16 protein-coding genes and 1 pseudogene are annotated in these 18,701 nt (G+C 40.8%); all 17 read left to right on the top strand.

The window, feature by feature from the left end; translation table 11 throughout:
* Window positions 1-578: 578 nt before the first annotated feature.
* Window positions 579-2,744, top strand: coding sequence for a transcriptional regulator (locus tag ADA01nite_RS19195; protein WP_146812042.1), 2,166 nt, complete (start codon window positions 579-581; stop codon window positions 2,742-2,744).
* Window positions 2,745-2,929: 185 nt separating this feature from the next.
* Window positions 2,930-3,355 (top strand): membrane-associated protease 1, encoded by a 426-nt coding sequence (locus ADA01nite_RS19190; protein ID WP_146812040.1) that lies wholly within the window; start codon window positions 2,930-2,932, stop codon window positions 3,353-3,355.
* 183 nt (window positions 3,356-3,538) lie between these two features.
* Window positions 3,539-3,991, top strand: a complete 453-nt coding sequence (locus ADA01nite_RS19185) for a J domain-containing protein (protein WP_146812039.1) — start codon at window positions 3,539-3,541, stop codon at window positions 3,989-3,991.
* A gap of 88 nt (window positions 3,992-4,079) precedes the next feature.
* The gene (locus ADA01nite_RS19180) at window positions 4,080-4,673 is read left to right on the top strand and encodes an FHA domain-containing protein (protein WP_146812038.1); all 594 of its coding nucleotides are present in this window, start codon (window positions 4,080-4,082) and stop codon (window positions 4,671-4,673) included.
* A gap of 41 nt (window positions 4,674-4,714) precedes the next feature.
* Window positions 4,715-5,242, top strand: a complete 528-nt coding sequence (locus tag ADA01nite_RS19175) for an FHA domain-containing protein (RefSeq protein WP_146812037.1) — start codon at window positions 4,715-4,717, stop codon at window positions 5,240-5,242.
* An 8-nt stretch (window positions 5,243-5,250) separates the two neighbouring features.
* Window positions 5,251-6,090, top strand: a complete 840-nt coding sequence (locus tag ADA01nite_RS19170; protein WP_371863584.1) for a PP2C family protein-serine/threonine phosphatase — start codon at window positions 5,251-5,253, stop codon at window positions 6,088-6,090.
* A gap of 53 nt (window positions 6,091-6,143) precedes the next feature.
* Window positions 6,144-7,790, top strand: a complete 1,647-nt coding sequence (locus ADA01nite_RS19165; protein WP_146812036.1) for a PP2C family protein-serine/threonine phosphatase — start codon at window positions 6,144-6,146, stop codon at window positions 7,788-7,790.
* A gap of 6 nt (window positions 7,791-7,796) precedes the next feature.
* Window positions 7,797-9,074: a normocyte-binding protein gene (locus ADA01nite_RS19160; RefSeq protein WP_146812035.1), complete on the top strand. Its 1,278-nt coding sequence runs from the start codon at window positions 7,797-7,799 to the stop codon at window positions 9,072-9,074.
* Window positions 9,065-9,760, top strand: a complete 696-nt coding sequence (locus ADA01nite_RS19155; RefSeq protein ID WP_146812034.1) for an iron-dependent peroxidase — start codon at window positions 9,065-9,067, stop codon at window positions 9,758-9,760. Before ADA01nite_RS19160 ends, ADA01nite_RS19155 begins: the two co-directional genes overlap by 10 nt.
* 26 nt (window positions 9,761-9,786) lie before the next feature.
* Window positions 9,787-12,435, top strand: coding sequence for an acetate and sugar kinases/Hsc70/actin family protein (locus tag ADA01nite_RS19150; RefSeq protein ID WP_146812033.1), 2,649 nt, complete (start codon window positions 9,787-9,789; stop codon window positions 12,433-12,435).
* A gap of 29 nt (window positions 12,436-12,464) precedes the next feature.
* Window positions 12,465-13,241 (top strand): DNA and RNA helicase, encoded by a 777-nt coding sequence (locus tag ADA01nite_RS19145; RefSeq protein ID WP_146812032.1) that lies wholly within the window; start codon window positions 12,465-12,467, stop codon window positions 13,239-13,241.
* Window positions 13,242-13,265: 24 nt separating this feature from the next.
* Complete coding sequence (locus ADA01nite_RS19140) at window positions 13,266-13,889, top strand: hypothetical protein (protein WP_146812031.1); 624 nt, start codon at window positions 13,266-13,268, stop codon at window positions 13,887-13,889.
* Window positions 13,886-15,310: a contractile injection system protein, VgrG/Pvc8 family gene (locus ADA01nite_RS19135; RefSeq protein WP_146812030.1), complete on the top strand. Its 1,425-nt coding sequence runs from the start codon at window positions 13,886-13,888 to the stop codon at window positions 15,308-15,310. Before ADA01nite_RS19140 ends, ADA01nite_RS19135 begins: the two co-directional genes overlap by 4 nt.
* A gap of 15 nt (window positions 15,311-15,325) precedes the next feature.
* On the top strand, window positions 15,326-16,459 hold the full coding sequence (locus ADA01nite_RS19130; RefSeq protein ID WP_146812029.1) for a pentapeptide repeat-containing protein: 1,134 nt from the start codon (window positions 15,326-15,328) through the stop codon (window positions 16,457-16,459).
* Between the two features lie 25 nt (window positions 16,460-16,484).
* Window positions 16,485-17,024 carry an imm11 family protein gene (locus tag ADA01nite_RS19125; protein WP_146812028.1) on the top strand — a complete coding sequence of 180 codons (540 nt, stop codon included), beginning with the start codon at window positions 16,485-16,487 and terminating at the stop codon, window positions 17,022-17,024.
* A complete protein-coding gene (locus tag ADA01nite_RS19120; RefSeq protein ID WP_146812027.1) occupies window positions 17,014-17,421 on the top strand; it encodes a DUF4280 domain-containing protein in 408 nt (135 codons plus the stop codon). Before ADA01nite_RS19125 ends, ADA01nite_RS19120 begins: the two co-directional genes overlap by 11 nt.
* Before the next feature lie 37 nt (window positions 17,422-17,458).
* Window positions 17,459-18,701 (top strand): annotated as a pseudogene (locus tag ADA01nite_RS19115) (contractile injection system protein, VgrG/Pvc8 family); the annotation flags it as partial.

The following is an 18,701-nucleotide window of genomic DNA, read 5'->3' as shown; positions in this document are numbered from 1 at the left end:
ATTTATAGTAAATATGGTCAGCGATCTGCTTATTTGATAATAGAGCTTGCCTGATGAAGTACAAGAGTCGTCGAAAAAGCCGGGAATAGGGGGAATGCTTGACTTGTGGAAATATTTTTATCCCAGTATATAGATGTTTGAGTGAGGTATAAAGAGAGTTCTAAAAAATAGGTCAATAGAATCATATTATTATGATAAAAATTTACTACTATTTTCCATATTGACAAAATAGTAAAAAAAGATTTAATTTATTGCTAGAATTATATTCTATATTTTGTAATAAAAGTTATATATTGTATATATTTCAAAATAAAGTTATTTAACATCCGTTTTTGCCGACAAGTTATAAATTAGATGTAACTACTCGTATATGTGCATTGTTGGAAATAGGTATTTTTTGCTTTGTTATTCATTAAAAAACATAGAAAGGAGGAGGCTATAAAAATTTATAGGTTGATGGGAAATTGCACTGTGAAAAATTCTTTACAATAGCTAGCTGTACAAGACTTGGATATAGTAAGTCCAAAGTGGCTTGTCTGTTTATGGAAATAACTTATAAATTTTTATGGCTGGAGATTATGGATATTATTAATCAGACTAACAGAACCATACTATTCGAGGAAATTAATCCAGAGAAACTCGACCTTATTACCCTTGTAGGGGATGTAAAAGGAATCGATAGCTTGAGCGATGATAAAATCAAGGAGATTAATCAGCATTTAATTGTAAGGAGTTTTGACGAATTTTTGGATAAGTTTTCACCCAAGGTATACTCCTTCTACAATGCAGCTAACCAAAAAGTAATGTATACATTGGAAAAGCCGGAAGGTATTGCGGAAGACTGCATATCCGAAATTAATATTGACCAGAATAACGATTTTTTAAAAATGTTGTTTACCTTAATTGATACGAAGAGAATACAGGGCATAACCAATGTAGACTTTAAGTTTGAAAATTTACTGGACATGATATCTCCAAAAAAAGTTATGGACGATATCCGACAGGTGAGGAAAGAAATCCACTATTTATACGGTAAGTATGAGGAATTAGACGAGGGAGATCCTAAAAAGCTTGATCTTGGAGATAAGTTAAATCACTTGTTCGAGGATGCAAGTAGAAACTATAACAATGTGATGGCCATGCTTCCGCTTGCTATTAACGATATTAAGACAAGACTTTTGCTTGGAGGGGCACAGGAAGAAAATAAATCTGAAGCTATACAGATTGGTATGCTTACCATCGGTGACAACGGTGAGTTAAAAATCATTGAAGCTCCTAAAAGCGACAACATGGAGCTTATGGTAATCGATGAGAATACTAGTGGACTGGCCGCTGTTTTTGAAGAAGACTACGATTCTGTTACTGAAACTCCTTCTTCTTATGTGAGAGACCTTGTTGTACGAACCTTTTGCCCGTTGCCTGCAGTGCAGGCCGAAATCGATATTGAAACGGAAGTGCAGAACTACAATACTTACCTTGAGTTTTACAAGAATGCAAAAGATGACTTTGTGAAAACGGTCAAACCTTTAGTGGAAAAGATATTAGGTGTAAAAATGTTTTTTGACCAGTATGCTACAAAAAATAAGGGTATGCAGCCTTCGCTTTTGATTACGAATACCAAGCTTGACATGATGGTTAAGAGTACTAACATACCGAGGCTGGAAACCTATCTAAATACGGTAAACTCAAAGAATGATTTTTCGGATACCGTATGGTTCGGTATAGTTCCTTCCGTAGAATTGGAGTCATCAGGAAATTCAAAAGTAAGCAGAGAGAGATTCAAGGGGAATAAAAAAATTGTAAAACAAGACGGCAATACGATGGAATCTCTGGCGATGCTGCTTCATGCTGTTAAGGAATTTAAAATCCAGGTATTCTTCAGCTTTGTGACAGGAGAAGAAACCACTTTTAACAGTATGGCTACTTCCGGCATTGATAAGTACATAGATAAATGCGGGGTACTGGTAAGAAAAGAATATAGTGAATTCGCTATTCCCTGCCTTCCTAATTTTACGATTATTCCAAAAGATAAATCCGGTGTTGTCATTGATAGTAAGATGCTGCAAACCGAAGATGGAGTGAAGATCTCACAGGAGAAGGAAGACATCCTGAAATTGTGGATTGAGGGTGTCTATGTAGGTGCCAGTTATGTGGCTGCCGGCATTGTAGCAGCATACCAGTGCCCGGAATATTTGAGGGAATTCTTTAAAAATGTAAGCAGGGAATACCCCGGAGTACGTTTTGACATAGAAGCTGGGGATAACGGTCTCAGAGCCGTGACGACTATGGCTAAAGAAATATCCGGATTCACAAATAATATTAAGGATTCTATTAACAGAAAAAACTTTGGTTTTATTTTCTCTTCTGAGAATGCACAGCTAGAAGGGAAAGATATAAAAAGAATTACTGTTTACAAAGCGAGAAGCCTTGCAATGGCAGAGGACGGATTCGATTCTATCTATAAAACGCTTGTAAGCACTTATATAGAAAGGATTCTCCGCTTCCAGACCAGCGATTTTAAACATGACAACATTGTAAAATTCTTTAGTAATAATCCGAGCAGTCAAAAAAGCAAATGGCTTAGTACGCGAGGGTTCATTAACTCTATTATCCAGGATGGGGATGACATGAACTATGTCATTGATGATAAAAACAATTTGTGTCATATCGATCTTGTGTTTAATGGAAATGTTAAGAACCTTGAGGTCACAATAACCAAAGCAACGACCGCGGTCAAAGCATAAAAGATTGGGGCTATATTCATAAAGTACTTTTGTCAATGAACACGTAGAGAATCCATATGAAGCTTTTGTTAGAGAAAATGATAAGGATGTTAGAGGTGTGTTTTCAAAGGCGCACCTTTAAACATAAACCTCGAAAGCAAATAAAGCTTTCGAGAGTAAAATTCAATTATAAGGAGGGTACTTCAATGGGATTTAAACTCAAAGTAGAGGGAGCCGAAACAATTGAACTAGGTATGGACAACATCATGACTGTAACGTACGAGACAGATACTCCGAATGATTCGAACGCAAGATCTACAGATGTAGGTGCTACTCTCCAAATCACAGGAAAAATCATCACGGCGACAGATGGAGATAACGCCGATGACACGATGAAGCTAGCGCTCTGGTCTTTAGTACCGGCTGAAAAGGCTGATTGTTACAGAAAGGCAACTTTGGAAGTAATCGCTGCAGACCAGGTTGTGAGGAAAATTCATTTCCCTAACGCATTTGTGGTGGATTACTCTGAAAAATTCGGCGATACAGAAGGGGTAGGTGTATTCAGTCTTTTAATCAAGCAGAAAAAGGACAAGACAGAGATGACAAAAATTGAAGGCGGATATGCTGTTTAGTTACACGATGTGCAGTTAGAGGCATAAAGCTTTTAGAAAATAGCGGTGAAAAGGTTAGAGGTGTGTTTTCAAAAGCACACCTCTAACTATAGACTTCGAATGCTTCTGATTTGAAAGAATGTGCCTGGGAGTTACTTTAAAAAGATATGGTTGCTGGAAAATTGAATAGTAGGGATGAAGAAGATGAAAAATTATTACGAAATACTAGGGGTTGAAAGAAATGCTTCCCAGGAGGAAATAAAAAAAGCGTATAGAAAATTGGCGAAGCAGTATCATCCTGATGTGAACTCTGGAAGCGGTGAATCCGAGAAAATCTTTAAAGAAATCAATGAAGCATATCGTATTTTGCATGATGATTCACTAAGAAAGACCTATGATGCCCGGATAGATGGTGTAAAGGAAGAAAAATCGAATGTAAAACACAGCCCCGGTAAAAAGACAGGATCCCAACGAGAACAAGGAGGGTATCAGGGATTTGATATAAAAGATATGGAAAAAAATTTCGAGCGTTTTTTTGGTTTTAATCCAAAAACTAAGGAAATGGCATTGAAAAATAAGGAAGCAAAAAATACTAATAAAAATCCTGTCGATACGACAGATTTTTTTGAAAGGTATTTTCGAGTAAGAAAAAAATAATTTCGAAGGAAAACACAATTCTACCAAAGTTTCGGAGTATTTTTTAATGTGATTGCTTTCGAATTTAGCATAAGGATTAAACGGGGGAATGAATGTGAGGGGTGTAGCGAATTTTTTTAAACGATACATAATAAATAATTCAAATAAAACCGAAAGATCTGTCTGGATAAATATTGTAGATATTTTGATCGTAGTAATAGCAGTAGCTGCACTTATATATGTGTATTGGTTGAATATGAACATAAGCCTGAAAATCGGTGTCAGTCTCCTTCTTGTAGCCGTTACGATAGGGTATGTAATTAAAAAATATCGGCTTCCGACAGGGCATAAAGAGGAAGAAACAGGAATTACAAAACTTGTCCTTTTGGATGAAGAGGGAGAAAGTATAAAGGAATGGTACATACAGGGAGAAACCTCCTTGCTAATCGGTAAAAGTTCAAACCAAAACGAGGTTGACATAGATCTATCTGATGCTGAATACGCGTCACTAATCAGCAAACAACATGCTGTGCTGAACTACGCTGCGGGAAGTTGGTACATTGAGGATCTCGATTCTAAAAATGGAATTGGCGTAAAAAAAGCTAACAAAAGTACAAAGAATAGATTGGACAATCAAACACCATACAGAATTGATTCGGGAGATATTATATACATAGCGAACACACGGATATTGTTCAAATAAGAATACATCCTTGATTCGAAGTAAACGGGGGAATGAATGGTATGAGTTTGGCAAGATGCGCAAATGGACACATGTTTAGCACAAGAAAACACGGCAGCACATGCCCCTATTGCAACATTGTGGTAGAGCCAGTCCTAAAGAATGAAAATAGAAAAGTGATGGCAATGGATGAAGATGAGAAGACAATGCCGTATTTGGGGGAAGTAGAGGGAATCGAGCCTGTGACCGGGTGGTTAGTATGTATAGAAGGGCCTCAAATCGGTCAGGATTACAGAATTATGGCAGAAAAGAATTTTATTGGAAGAGCGGAAGAGATGCACATACGAATTATCGGAGATAATACAATTTCCAGGCGCAACCATGCTGTTATCGTATACGACCCAAAAAAGCGGAACTTTTTCCTGTTGCCCGGCGATGCGTCAGGGCTTGCCTACCATAATAATGAAGCAGTGTATTCGCCTGTGGAGTTAACAGCATATGATGTGATACAACTGGGCAGGAGTAAATTTATATTTATTCCTTTATGTGGATCTCATTTTGAATGGGAAAACAATGCAGGCAAGGAATGATGAGCATAATGGAAGAACCACAATTAGTACCTTACTTGATAGTGTTAGCATTTATTACATCTCTTCTCCTTTTATTTTATGCAAGACAGCTTTTGCTGAATAGGGATGCAAGGCCGGGTATCCGGATTGGCAATGGACAAACCATAGGAAGGCGGGAGGAGCAGGATGATTACTTCTCTACCGCAACGACCCTGAACGGAACGATAGCCGTACTGGCTGACGGGATCAGTGGGCTTGCAAACGGAAGGATGGCAAGCACCATTGCTGTGACTGCATTTATACGTGAATTTTTAAAATTAGACAGTGCAAAGGACATTCCCCTTTTTTTTACGAAAGCTTCCTATTTGAGCAATACAGAGATTTTACGAAACCTTAAAGGCATAAGGGGTGGAACAACATTAATTGCTGTTGTCATATCTGATGATTACCTTTACTGGGGAGCGGTAGGAGATAGCATCGCCATGATTTTCAGAGATGGCGAGTTTATCTATATTAACCAAAAGCATATTTTGGAGTCTATGCTAGAGGATCGCTATCTTGCGGGAGAAATTACAAAAGATGAAATGCTGGATAACCCGATGAGAAACAGGCTGATTAACTATTTGGGCTATGAAGGTTTTAAGAATATAGAGATTTGCAAGAAACCTATTCCATTGAATAAAGGTGATAAGGTGATTTTGTGCAGCGATGGGGTTTATAACAGCGTAACAGAAATGGAGCTGGAGAAGATTCTTTCCAAGAACATTTCTCCTTATGATGCTGCTCAGGAAATAATCGAGGTTATTGAATATAAAAGACTGAGGAATCAGGATAATGCGACAGTTATCATACTAGAGAATAGCCGGTAGATGTTTGCCCCTGTAAATAAAATTCTGAAGAAAAGGAGGAGTCGAGTGGACGGATGAGAAAGGACAACAGTGAGTTTAAAACATCGTTCCTATCCGAAGCAGGCACTTTTATAAACAACAAAGACTATTTTGCATTTACAGAACTTGACGATATGGCCTGCTGGGTGGTAGCTCACGGACTGGACTCGGATAGAGAAGTAGAAAGTGCTGAAATAGCAATAAAAAGCATATTAGGGAATTTCATGAATAACCCTACTATGTCTAGAATGAGAATAAAAAAATACATAAAGGAAGCTCACAGATTATTGCAAGACGAGAGCAGGCGGGTAAGGCTCAAAGCGAGTCTGCTAATGGTAGTAACGGATTATTCAAAGATGATTTGGGCGGTTGCAGGTAACGCCAGGCTGTACCATTTCAGGAACGGGAGGCTTAACTTTAAAAGTAAGGATCAAAGCCTTGCTCAAATGATGGCAGATGAAGAGGAGATACCGGAGGATGAAATTGAAGAGCATGAAGAAAGAAACAACCTGTTGAACTATCTGGGAAAACCCCATGATTTCAAACCTTTTGTATCTAAAAAGTATCAACTGACAGACGGAGATGTGATGGTGCTTTGTACCTCCGGACTATGGGAGGGGGTAAGCGGGATTGAGATGCTGGATGCCATGGAGGAGGCAAAAGAGCCTTCAGAATTGGTTGACACTCTGGAAGAAGTTCTTTTGAGTAAACAGAAAAATATAGTAAATAATTACACCGCAGCCGCTATCTTTGTAAACAAGACCTATCAGGAAGATCCAAAGAAAAAAATAAGATTGATAAAAAGAATCGCATTAGCACTACTACTCCTTGCATTAGCTGGGGGAGGAGCCATTGTATATAAGATACAGGACACGAAGAAAAAAGCAGAAGCAATTGCCAATATGTTCGAGCATGAGAAAAATGGGGATATTTTTGTGCAGGACGGAGACTATGCGAAAGCCTTAAAAGAATACAGCGAAGCACGGAATGCAGCTATAAAGATTAAAGATAAGATACATGCCCAGTTGATAGGTAAGAAACAAAGGATCACGCAGCTTATCACAGACGGAGACACCTCCTTTAAGGAAGGGGATTACACGAAAGCAGTAAGTAAGTATGAAAGGGCTCAAAAAGAAATACAGGGTCGTAAAGACTTTAACATGAAAGAAGTAGAGGAGAAAATACATAAATCTAAATCTTTCATCCAGGTCTTAAATTGGAAGAAAGACGGAGACATGAAGTTTGAAAGACAGGATTACCAGGGAGCAAAGAATACATATCAAAAGGCAAGGAAAGCGGCAATCGCAGCTTCTTTTACCAATGGGGAAAAAGAGATAAAAGCAAAGCTGGATGAAGTAGAGGAAAAAATATCTAATCTAGAAAGAGAAAAGAGGCAGTTGGACGGTGAAAAGCTAGAAAAAAAAGGAGATAAAAGTTATGCCTCACAGGACTTTGAGAAAGCCATTGAGTCCTATACTATGGCCCAGGAGGTTTATCAGGAGATTGACATGCTCGAAAAGGTCCTAAGCATGGAACGGAAGATAACGAAAGCGGAGGAGAAATTAAATCCGATTCCGAAAGCGGGCTTAGCAGGTTCAGACGCCGCTCCCAATGGCCAAGCACTTAATAACAGCATGGGAGAAGCAAATGCAGTACCCAATGCAGAGGGAGGAATCAAGTAAACGGTCATGAAAGACATTGTAATGGACAGGTTAAGCAAGATGGAAGACCTTGAGCAGCGTAGATTGCTGAAAAATATTATGACAGGAGTTTTTTTGAACCTGGTGGAATATCAGGAAGAAATGAACCGGAAATTGGAGGAGAGAGTTTTTAATGAGGTGAAAGATAGTGAAGAGAAACATGATGTTTATGTCACTGTATGCTCCAGAGATGAATTTGATCCAATCCATGAATTCCTATATCCAATGGTACCCGAAGATGTGGAAGAGAAGACCTATGATATGAAGAGTCTGGTATCCAAAGTAGACCGAAAGGAAGAGGTTCGTCTACTGACGATATTTTTGCAGTGCAGCTTCATGAAAATAAAAGAGCTTGTAGATAGCCAGAGAACATTTTGGGGGGAGATGATCACCACAGGGGGACGGTATAGAATCGAGGTACGTCTCGAACAGAACAAAACGTATCTTCGTGAGATTGAAAGGTTATACAATGTTTTTCAGAGAAATGGAGTTCCCTGGAAGACAGTAAACCATCCGTACGCGAACAAATTTTTTGATGTTATTTTGGTGGAATGCGAGGAAACACCGAAGGAAGAGGAAGAAATCCTGGAAATTACAATCGATCTGGAAGAATATGAGAAATATAAAAAACTCGATAAGGTCCCTTTATGGAATATAGAAAGGGTGTCTTTAAAAAACACTGGCTTTCCAGTTCCGGTTGCTGACAGGGTGAACTTTGAGCATATGTTGTCACTACGAAAGACGGGCACAGAGCATGGTTACCTTGTGGATGGGGATGAGGAGATAATACGGTATATCAAGAGAACGCCAGAAGAACTTATCGTTGTATCACCCAGGGAAAAATCAGGGGTATGGAATGTGCTCAAAATCACACAGCCTGTAGAAACAAACATCGGCAGGCTAGAATACGAGCTGGCATCAAACAGGAGGAAAAACAGCTTCGTTAGCGGATTTGCCCGGAAGCAAGCAGTGACCGTCAGAGCGAAAGGGGAAATCGTGAGGATCATAAACTCATTTGAAGCCTCAAAGTACCTTGAACTAAAGCATATAGAAATTAGCGAACGGGCGAATGGAATGAAACAAACCTACGGTATGAACCCATTCATAAGCGATAATGTAAGGGTTGAAAGTGACAAAAAAATCATGCGGCTTCGATTCAGGCCACGCGAAGGCAACAGCTTTATCCTCAATGATCTTATGAGTTTTCTGGTATCGGAGGTACAAATGTATTTTCCGGAATACAAATGTGAAGGAGCATTGTCTTGAATTACATATGGGACTTACTAATAAAGGCGGAACAGTCCGGCCTCGCAAAAAAGGATATCCATTTCGTTCCTGCTAAAGTGTATTCGCCCTATATGGAGTTAAGCAATGAAGCGATCAATACCCGGGTTATTGAGCAAAAGGTAGAAATCAATCCTTACTATAGATTTTATGATATTTTCCGCGATCTGTTCGATGTCAACAACAACGAGGACATAGAATTAAGGGATACTCTGTTTGATATCATCATCCATTTTTTGGCGGATATTGATCTTATACAGGGGATGAACAAGCGGGAGTATTATATCAAGTTTGTACTCATGGATATTGAAATGGGTATCTTCGGAAACAGTGTTAGAGAAAAAATAAGGCTATTTAATAGAGAAGAAAGAGAAGTGATCGCTCGTAATATTTTGCGGCTATATGAAACAGGGGAGGTAGTATATCTGCTTAGAGATACGATGCGGAAAATATTTAAGAGTTCTACCATTTACGCAAACTGTGAAGAAAAAGACGAACTGCTTATTTACATCGGTCAAGAAGAAAATGAGACAAACCGGGCAAAACTTGAGCTTATTAAAGAAATTTTTCTTCCTGTGCGCTTGCATACGGAAATCTACTGGAAAAATCACTTTGGGATCATCGGTGTCGAGGAAACCATGCGGATGGACAGCATTGCGCTCTACTAACAGGCAGGCAAGGGAGGCAGGTTGCTATGAACACATATTCATACAGGCTGTATATAAATAAAAATGGCCGAGAAGGGGAACGGAATACAGTAAGGTACACACGGGATGAACTGTCAGAGATGACAACATTTCAACTGAGAAACATATGCTACAGGGAAAAGTTAGTCAAAGGATTGATCAATACTTTAGACAGAGAGAGTCTGATTCATACGATCTTGAAATTCAGAAGCGCTGAAGAAAGCCTTCTGATAAAGAGCTTTAAGAAAGACGGGTTTGAAAGGATAGAATCCGCCCTTAAAAAATATTTGAACACACCGCTGTCGGATAACGGAAGTATAAAAATTCCAGCGAAAATGACCATATATACGGGGGTAAAGGTAGACAAGCTGGACAAATATCGTGTGAAGGCCGGAAATGGCATTGTAGAATCCAATGTACTGCTTGTGAATGATGACCTCGAATTGTGTGCGATTCTCAACCTGGTAAAAGACGATCTCGGAGCTTATTACCTGTCTGCAGAAAAAGAAGTTGAAATAAGAAGGACCGGAAACAAAAATTACAGCTTCCTGTTTTTCAGAAAGCAAGATTCGGAATATATCTATAAAACCTACTATGAGGAAGGGCCACTTCCTCCTGCAAACCTACACTACTATAAGATACCAATTGCAGATCTGGAGATTAGAGACCTTGAGGAGACGGAGACAGTGCTGGCTATAGATTTTGGAACTTCCAACACGACGGCCGGAGCTTTCCTTGATAACGGATATATATCTTCTCCCAGCAGTAATGATCTGTTAAATGGAAGAATACGGTTAAATAGCATCAATTTTGTTGCGTTTCCCGATACCACTTCTAAGGAGGAGGAATGGATAGAGCTTCTCCCGACAGTAGTGAGTGTGGTGGACTGCTCCGACCCTCAAAACATCAAGTATAATTTCGGCTATGAAGCACTGAAATATATGAAAAAGAACGGGTACAGCGGTCATGCTACGGTGTTTCACGGAATCAAAAGATGGGTGAACAGCTATACGAAGATAGAGGAAGTAATGGATGGCCAGGGAAACACAGCGCAGGTAAAAAGAAGCGATATTCTGAGAGCCTATATCACGTATGTGATAAAGATGGCAGAGCACCAGTTTAAGTGCCGTTTCAAGAATCTGCATATATCCGGTCCCGTGAAACTGAAAACACAGTTTCTTGAGATGTTTACCGAAATATTGCCGGAGTATCACATCGAATCTGAAAATGCGCTGGATGAAGGGATGGCGGTACTTTTTAATACGATCGCCGATCAGATAGAGAAAAATAGTTTTATAGACGGAGAAGAGTACAAAGCCCTTGTCATCGACTGCGGCGGAGGCACCACCGATCTTTCCTCGTGCTTATTCCGAATTGAAGATGGACACATTTCTTATAAAGTCGATATCCATACAAACTACGAAAACGGGGATACCAATTTCGGGGGAAACAACATAACCTACCGGATTCTTCAGTTTATGAAGATCGTATTTGCGGATTACTACAGTAATGGAAAGAGTGTAATCGATATCGACAGTTTGATCGATATTCCTGGAACGGATATCTTCAGGCATGTAGATGAGTTTGGGGTTAGCTCAGTATATGAGAAATTTGAAGCCTGCTACCGTGAAGCGGAAAAGGTAATCCCGACCCGGTTCAAGGAATATGAGAACAGGACCCTGGATGAATACCAGAGAGTAAGAAATAATTTCTACTTTTTGTGGGAAATTGCAGAAGAGATGAAAAAAGAATTTTTCCGAAAGACAGGCATTTTGAGAAACCGGTTTTATTCCGAAAGTGAGAACAGTCGGGAAAATGACCTGAAAATTACAGCGGTAGATCGATGGTTCCTATCGGTGTGGGAAAACGATCGATGTAAGGATGTGTATGACGTTCCCGATGTAGTCTTTAACATAAAGGAAATTAATCAGCTTATTAAAGCGGATATTTATGAAATCGTCCGGAAGTTTCTCGAAGACTTTTACCAGGAGGGAAGGCTTCAGGAATATTCCATTATAAAACTGACAGGTCAATCATGCAGAATTGACGTTTTCCGAGAAGCGTTAAAGGAATTTGTCCCGGGAAGGAGCATCGAATTCAGGCAGAAATCGGAGGATACAGGAAAGGTACCGGATTTGAAGCTATCCTGCTTGAGAGGAGCGTTACGATATCTTAATGCCCAAAAAGCGGGATATATCGAGGCCAGCATCACCAATCATGCCCCGGTAGTTCCTTACTCGGTAACTGCCTTTACGCACAATCGGCAGGAGAAAGTGCTGATTAGAAACCAGGAAAGACTGAGTCAGGTCCAGGGATCCGTATCTAAACCAATTGGTGTTGCAGAGATCGAATTCTACTTAAAAGGAAGCGAAGGAAATATACGGCACAAATATGTATACATGAATTATGCTGAAAACTACAAGCCTGTACTATATCAGCATATCGCTGAAGTTTATGGTAAAAACATACCCCAGGATGACACGGATTCCATTGTAAATGGGGAAGTGAAATTTTTTGTGTTTGCTGACAAGGACAACTGGGGCTTTCATGTGGTTCCCGTTGCAAGACGAAATGAGCGACTATATTTAGGTAAGAAGAAATTTTTCGCTTTTGAGAATGATCTATCAGAATTGGATTATTTTGACGGATGGAAATGAATCATACAGCAAAGAAAGGAGGAGGAACGTTGTTTGCAAACCTCTGTCCTACTTTCAATAAAGGCAGAATTCTAAAAAAAGAAATGCTGGAGAATCTCAGAGACTATCCAAGAAACTTTATTGATATTTGTTTCAAGGATTATTCTGACGGGATTATTACTGGTGCTGATATTGTGGTAGGGGAAGACGAATTTACCATTGGGACAGGAATTATAAAGCATAACGGTACAATGTATATGCTTGAAAACGAGTATCATCTTCCTTATCATGCCACAGGTGCAGAAACAATCATTAAAGTACGTTTTACAGAAAAAGCTGTGCATAGCGACTTCGTATCCTATGGTACAGAAATACTTCTAAGCCAGGATATGCAAGTAAAAAGGGATGAGTGCGAGTTGGGACGATTCAAATTAAAAGAAGGGGCAAGACTGCGTTCGGAATATCAGGATTTTGCCGACCTTGCTACGGAATATAATACGATAAATATTATCCATACACAATACGCAGGTATAAGAAAAAGCACGCTCCATCCTCATATTCTACGATATTTTGCAACAGACATATTAAAAAACAACAGTTCCAACCCCTATGACATCATGTTTGCTATGCAGTGCATGAACCAGTACATCGTAGACAGGGAATTGATTCTTCACTACATAGCCAACAGGCTGGAAATCCCATATACGCAATACTCTAATGAACAAATACATAAATACCTGGTACGTATTGTAGAAGAAGTGAAGAGAGGGCATCATGTAAAGCCGAGAGCAAGATATGGCGGACCTCAGCGGGTTATCGTGGACTAATGAGGAGAAAGGATGGTGAGCCTGGTGGAATATATGGATGAGAAAATCATCGGATTAATAAATGAATTGCAGGAGAGAGTTCGACAATCTAAGGAAAGCAGCAAGGATGAAAATGAAGTGCTGGATTCCTTCGTTACGATAAACGATGAAGTTATTCCGTTTGAAGAAAAAAGCTTATTCGGGGGTCGGTTAAGAATTCTTCTGCCAGAGACATTTGATAGTATGCCTTCCGAGATAGCGGCTTTAAAATATCCTTCTGAGAAAAGACCGGGTCTAATCTATACGAATGAAAGCACTTCTATTAATATCGCTTTCAATTATACAGAAAGTCCCCTGGATGATACGAACTTAGATACTTTTAAGGACAACATGGTTCAAGTCCTGAAACATAGTCAGCCAATAGCTCAGTGGCTGGAAGATGGTGTCAAGGACGTAGATGGACAAAGAATCGGATATTGTGATTTCATCGTCCCGACTTCGGACGTACCTGTATACATCCTGCTGTTTTTCGTGGCATTGGATGGGAGGACTCTATTGTGTACGTTCAATTGTACGGAAGAAGAAATGAAAGAATGGAAACCTGTTGCTAGAGGAATCATGAACTCTGTAAAAATAGACTTCGGTGAGAAAGGGGAAAGGGATATATGAGTCTTTCTGTTATCGCCTATAACAATTTGCAAATAGCCCCCTATAAACTGACCAACTTATTAGAACTGAAAATAACAAAGAAAATGAACGACCATGCAAGGCTGTATTTCACAGGCATCGTATCTGAGGAGCTGAAGGACAGCTACGTGGAAATGACGGAAGTTCAGACGAAAATCCAGGTCAGCCAGATAGATAAACAGGCGAATTGTACACCTCTCTTCGCTGGAATCGTATCACGTATTGAAATAAAAGCGGTCAGGGACATTTATTACATGGAAGTAGAAGCGGTCTCACATACATATCAACTTGATGTCAAACGAAAAAGCCGCTCTTTTCAATATAAGGACATGTCCTACTCCGCATTGCTGCAAGAAGTAGTATCTGGTTATCCGGGCATCGATGTCATGGACATGGCTTCAAATGGTACCAAACTCGAAAAATTCACAATCCAGTATCAGGAGACGGACTGGCAATTCTTGAAACGGATGGCCTCCCGCTTTCATACCGGGCTCATTCCTGCGTCTAGTTTTGATAAGCCCAAATTCTACTTTGGTGTACCGGAAGGAGGCTATAGCGGAAGGCTGGAAGACTTTCATTATAGCATAAGAAAAGAATTAGCGAATTTTCGCATTTCCTCAGAAAACGATACGGGAGACATAGGAGAAAGCGACTTTATTTATTATGAAGCGGAGACCGATAAGGTGTTGGACATTGGCAGTGAGGTGGATTTCAAGGGGAAAACACTTGTTGTGAGTGAAGTATATACAGAAATGAAAAACAGCCTGCTGAAACACCGGTACATCCTGTGCTCCAAAAAAGGGATGACCCAGAACACTGTGTACCATCAAGGAATTACAGGTATATCGTTACAAGGGAAAGTCATTGCTGTGGAAAAAGATAACGTCAAAGTTCATCTTGACATAGACAAAGAGCAAAGCATAGCAAAGGCATGGTGGTTTCCTTATTCAACCGCCTATACGGCAGAAGGCCACAGCGGCTGGTATTGTATGCCTGAGCTGAACGATTATGTGAGAATTTATTTTCCGAGCCATAGAGAAGAAGAAGCCATTGCAATAGGATCGGTACGGAAGGATTCAGAGATCAAAGAAAAAAATAAGCTCGGTAACCCTGACATCAAATATTTCAGAACCGCATTTGGCAAAGAATTAATGTTCAGTCCGGAGGAAATTGTGATCACCGGAAAAGACGGAGAAATTTTTATCAAGTTAAATGAAAAAGATGGCATTCAAATTTTTAGCAAAAAAAATATCAAAATCATATCACAGGCTGATATCACCATGAGTGCCGAGAAGAAAATAAGCATAAGCGCTAAGGATGAAATCAATATAACCTGTAAGGAAAGCAGCATCAAAATGAACGGCATCACAAACATTAGCGGAAAAGAAGTGAAAACAAACTAGAGAGGAGGAGAGGGGGTGGCTAAAGAGGACGTATTACAGCATTTTATTGAAAATGAGGTGCAGACAAAAAACTTGGAAAGTCTGCTCGCTTTGGAGGAATATTTTCAAAATCATAAAGATGAGCTGGTGCATGATTTTGTCCAATCCTTTAGAAATATATGCCGGACGATCAAAACGATGCAGTTGCGGGGAGAAAAAGGAAGGATCGGACATATTACGTACTCCATGCTGCGTACGGAAATTATGGAAGGACGGCACATATACGTAATTGATGCTTCGGATATCACCTGGTTTTTCGATCGGAAGGAATGTCAGGCCGAATATAACGCAGGGTGGGCGTTTCAATATTTAGATGTAGTAGAAAGTGAGCTCGAACAAATAAGTAAAACATATATGGGAGCGATAACGAAGCCTGATATCGAAAGAATAAAGCTGGGATTGGCTAATAAATACCACCAGTATGTTGTCAGTCTGGCACGGTATGCGATGCCACAGGCGATCATTTTGCCTGAATATTTAGAGATTGATAAGGAAGAAGAGCTGGAAGTTCGCGTTGGGGAATACCTCGATCATAGTGAAACCATCTACAAAGAAGACGTGATCGTGAAAGACTCGGAAGAAATAAAGGCATGGCTGGAAGAAAAACTGGAATATGAATATGCGTATGAAGTTTTTACCGATCTTACGTTATCACATGGTAATTATGAAGGAATCGACCTGCGATATGCGGATATGAAGCAGAGCGATCTGTCCAGAAGTAATCTGCGTGGATGCATCCTGCTTGGTACCAAATTTATCGGCTGTCGTCTGCAAGGAACTGATTTTAGTTATAGCCTGATTAGTGAAGCCGACTTTAGCTATAGCGATCTTAAAGGTGCGGTATTTTATAATACCGAAGGAGCACAAGGCTTACCTGATCCGGATTCCTGGGAAATGCCCGGATTTGTCCCGGTACGCTTCGAGGGAGCGAACCTTGAGCGGGCAGATTTTGAAGAGGCAAATCTTGCAGGCGCTATATTTACAGGCGCGAACCTTACGGCTACGAACTTTAAGGGTGCTAATCTTGAGCGTGCAGTATTTTCCAGGGCAGACATGCTAAACGTCAATCTGGACGACAAACAAAGGGCAAGCATTATCTGGAAGCCGTAACTTTTTGCCGGGAGAGGAAAGAAGAATGAATTACTTTATTCTTTCGCAGGATGAACGAATCCATAATGCCATAGAGCCGATTAGCGTATCCCAGGTTATTACAAGGGAGCGGTTGGAAGAAGAACAGCTCCGCAATATGGACAAGCTGATTCTTGAGTTTTCGGTTAAGGAAAAAACCACAACCGAATATGTTGACTTTATACAAAGACCGATCCCGCTACTGTCCGATAATTGTAAGCGAATCATGGAGAAATACGCTCCGAAAATGTACTTCAAATCCGTCGTACTCGTTGACCGAAAGAAGAGGCGGCAGGACCCATACTGGCTCATCGCGCCGCCCCGAATAAGCTGTTTGTCCAGTGAGAGTGAATTCCATAAGAACAATACACTAAAAAGGCTCGTTATTCATGAAGAAAAAGCGGCCCCCTATAAAATTTTTAGAATAGACGGTATTCTTGAAGATTACATCATCATTAGTCTGGATGTAGCAGAAAGCTTGTTACGGAGAGGGTTTACAGGCATCCGACTCAAAAAGATAGAAAAGGAGAGTGTGTATGAGCGTTAAAGTCTTCGATCGTAGCGGAGAAGAGCAAAGTTATGTAGTAACAGGCGCCGTATTATCGTGTAGTCAAGGAAGCACCAGGAGCAAGCTGCAAACCCCGTTCAGTCACGGGGTATACAGCAAAGGTAAAGCACAGATGAACATTATGGATTACAAACCGAACATTAACATCATGCCGTTTGGCCTGTGCAGCAGCATGGCAAATCCTGCGGTAGCGGCGGCGACGGCTGCCAACAATGGCAGATTGACAAAAATGCCCTGCACTCCCATCGTGACGATGCCGTGGCTGAACGGGAAGCAAAATGTTTTAATCGCGAACTATCCTGCTCTGCTGAGCAAATGCACGAATCAATGTATATATGGCGGTACGATCAGCATTGAAGATGACGGACAGGAATAAAGAAACGAGGGAATTGTAAGGGAGGGATTGTGTGGGAATGAGTGATAATCTGATAGGGTACGGCAATCTTCAATTGATATCACCCTATAAGGTGCAAAGTCTGAGTGAGATGACCATCATAAAAACGGTACAGGATCATGCCAGGCTTTATGTCACCGGGATTATACCGGAAGAACAACAAGACATCTGCATCGAAACGGCAAGCAGTACCGATACAGTGAAAGTAAATCAAGTGGAGAACGGCAGCGTTGTGCGAACGCTCTTTAGCGGGGTGGTGTCCCGGATTGGAATAAAAGTCGTTAGAGGTATATATTACTTTGAATTGGAAGCGATGTCCCATACGTGCAAAATGGACAGGAAGCGGAAAAGAAAGTCGTTCCAAAACAAGGATATGCTATACACTGAAATGATAGAAAGCATCCTGAAGAATTATCCCGGTTGTGACTATATTGATACGGTGGCACGGACTTCCAAGTTGGAGAAGTGTATTATACAATATGATGAAACGGACTGGGAGTTTCTGAAGCGGATGGCCTCCCGCTTCGGCGCTGTTCTCGTACCGGAAACGACAACCGATACACCGAAGTTCTGGTTCGGTCTGGGAGATAGAAAGTCCGGGGAATTATTCGAACATCAGTATCGCGTGAAGAAAGCCTTTCCTCTCTATATGGAGACGACGGAGAACGGCTATGCGACAGGGCTTGTCGAGAATGACTTTCTTTGCTATGAAGTAGCAACAGGAGCTTATTTCAACCTGGGAGACAGGGTGACCTATAGAGGCAAGGAATGGGTCATCTCCCGCTCTATGGCTGTGATGAAAAACGGCACCGTGACCTATGAATACATCCTTGCCACGGAGAAAGGCATCCGGCAAAACCCGATAACAAACCACCGGATTGCCGGAGCGTCTCTGACAGGAAACGTGATCGACCGCACGAAAGATACGGTACGTGTTCACCTGGATATCGATGAGGCACAGAAGAAGGAGGAAGCCTGCTGGTTTCCGTATGGGACAGGCTATACCGCTGAAGGCCACAGCGGCTGGTACTGCATGCCGGAGCCAGGTGACCGGGTTGAATTGTATATTCCGGACAGCCGGGAGGAAGAGGCCGTTGTAGTGACGTCTGTCCGGGCAAAAGAGGGAAGTTCTCCAAGGATAGAAAACCCTGATAGGAAATATTGGGGAACGCCCTATCGTAAAGAGCTCATGATGGGAGAGAACGAGCTGACCCTAACCGCCGGGGAAGGTCTCTTCCTCAAGCTGCATGAAGCGGATGGAG

This window comes from Aneurinibacillus danicus, from assembly GCF_007991215.1.
In the GTDB taxonomy this organism is placed as follows: domain Bacteria; phylum Bacillota; class Bacilli; order Aneurinibacillales; family Aneurinibacillaceae; genus Aneurinibacillus; species Aneurinibacillus danicus.
The sequence above is the reverse complement of the archived record's forward strand: the minus strand, read 5'-3'. Positions and strand labels throughout refer to the sequence as shown.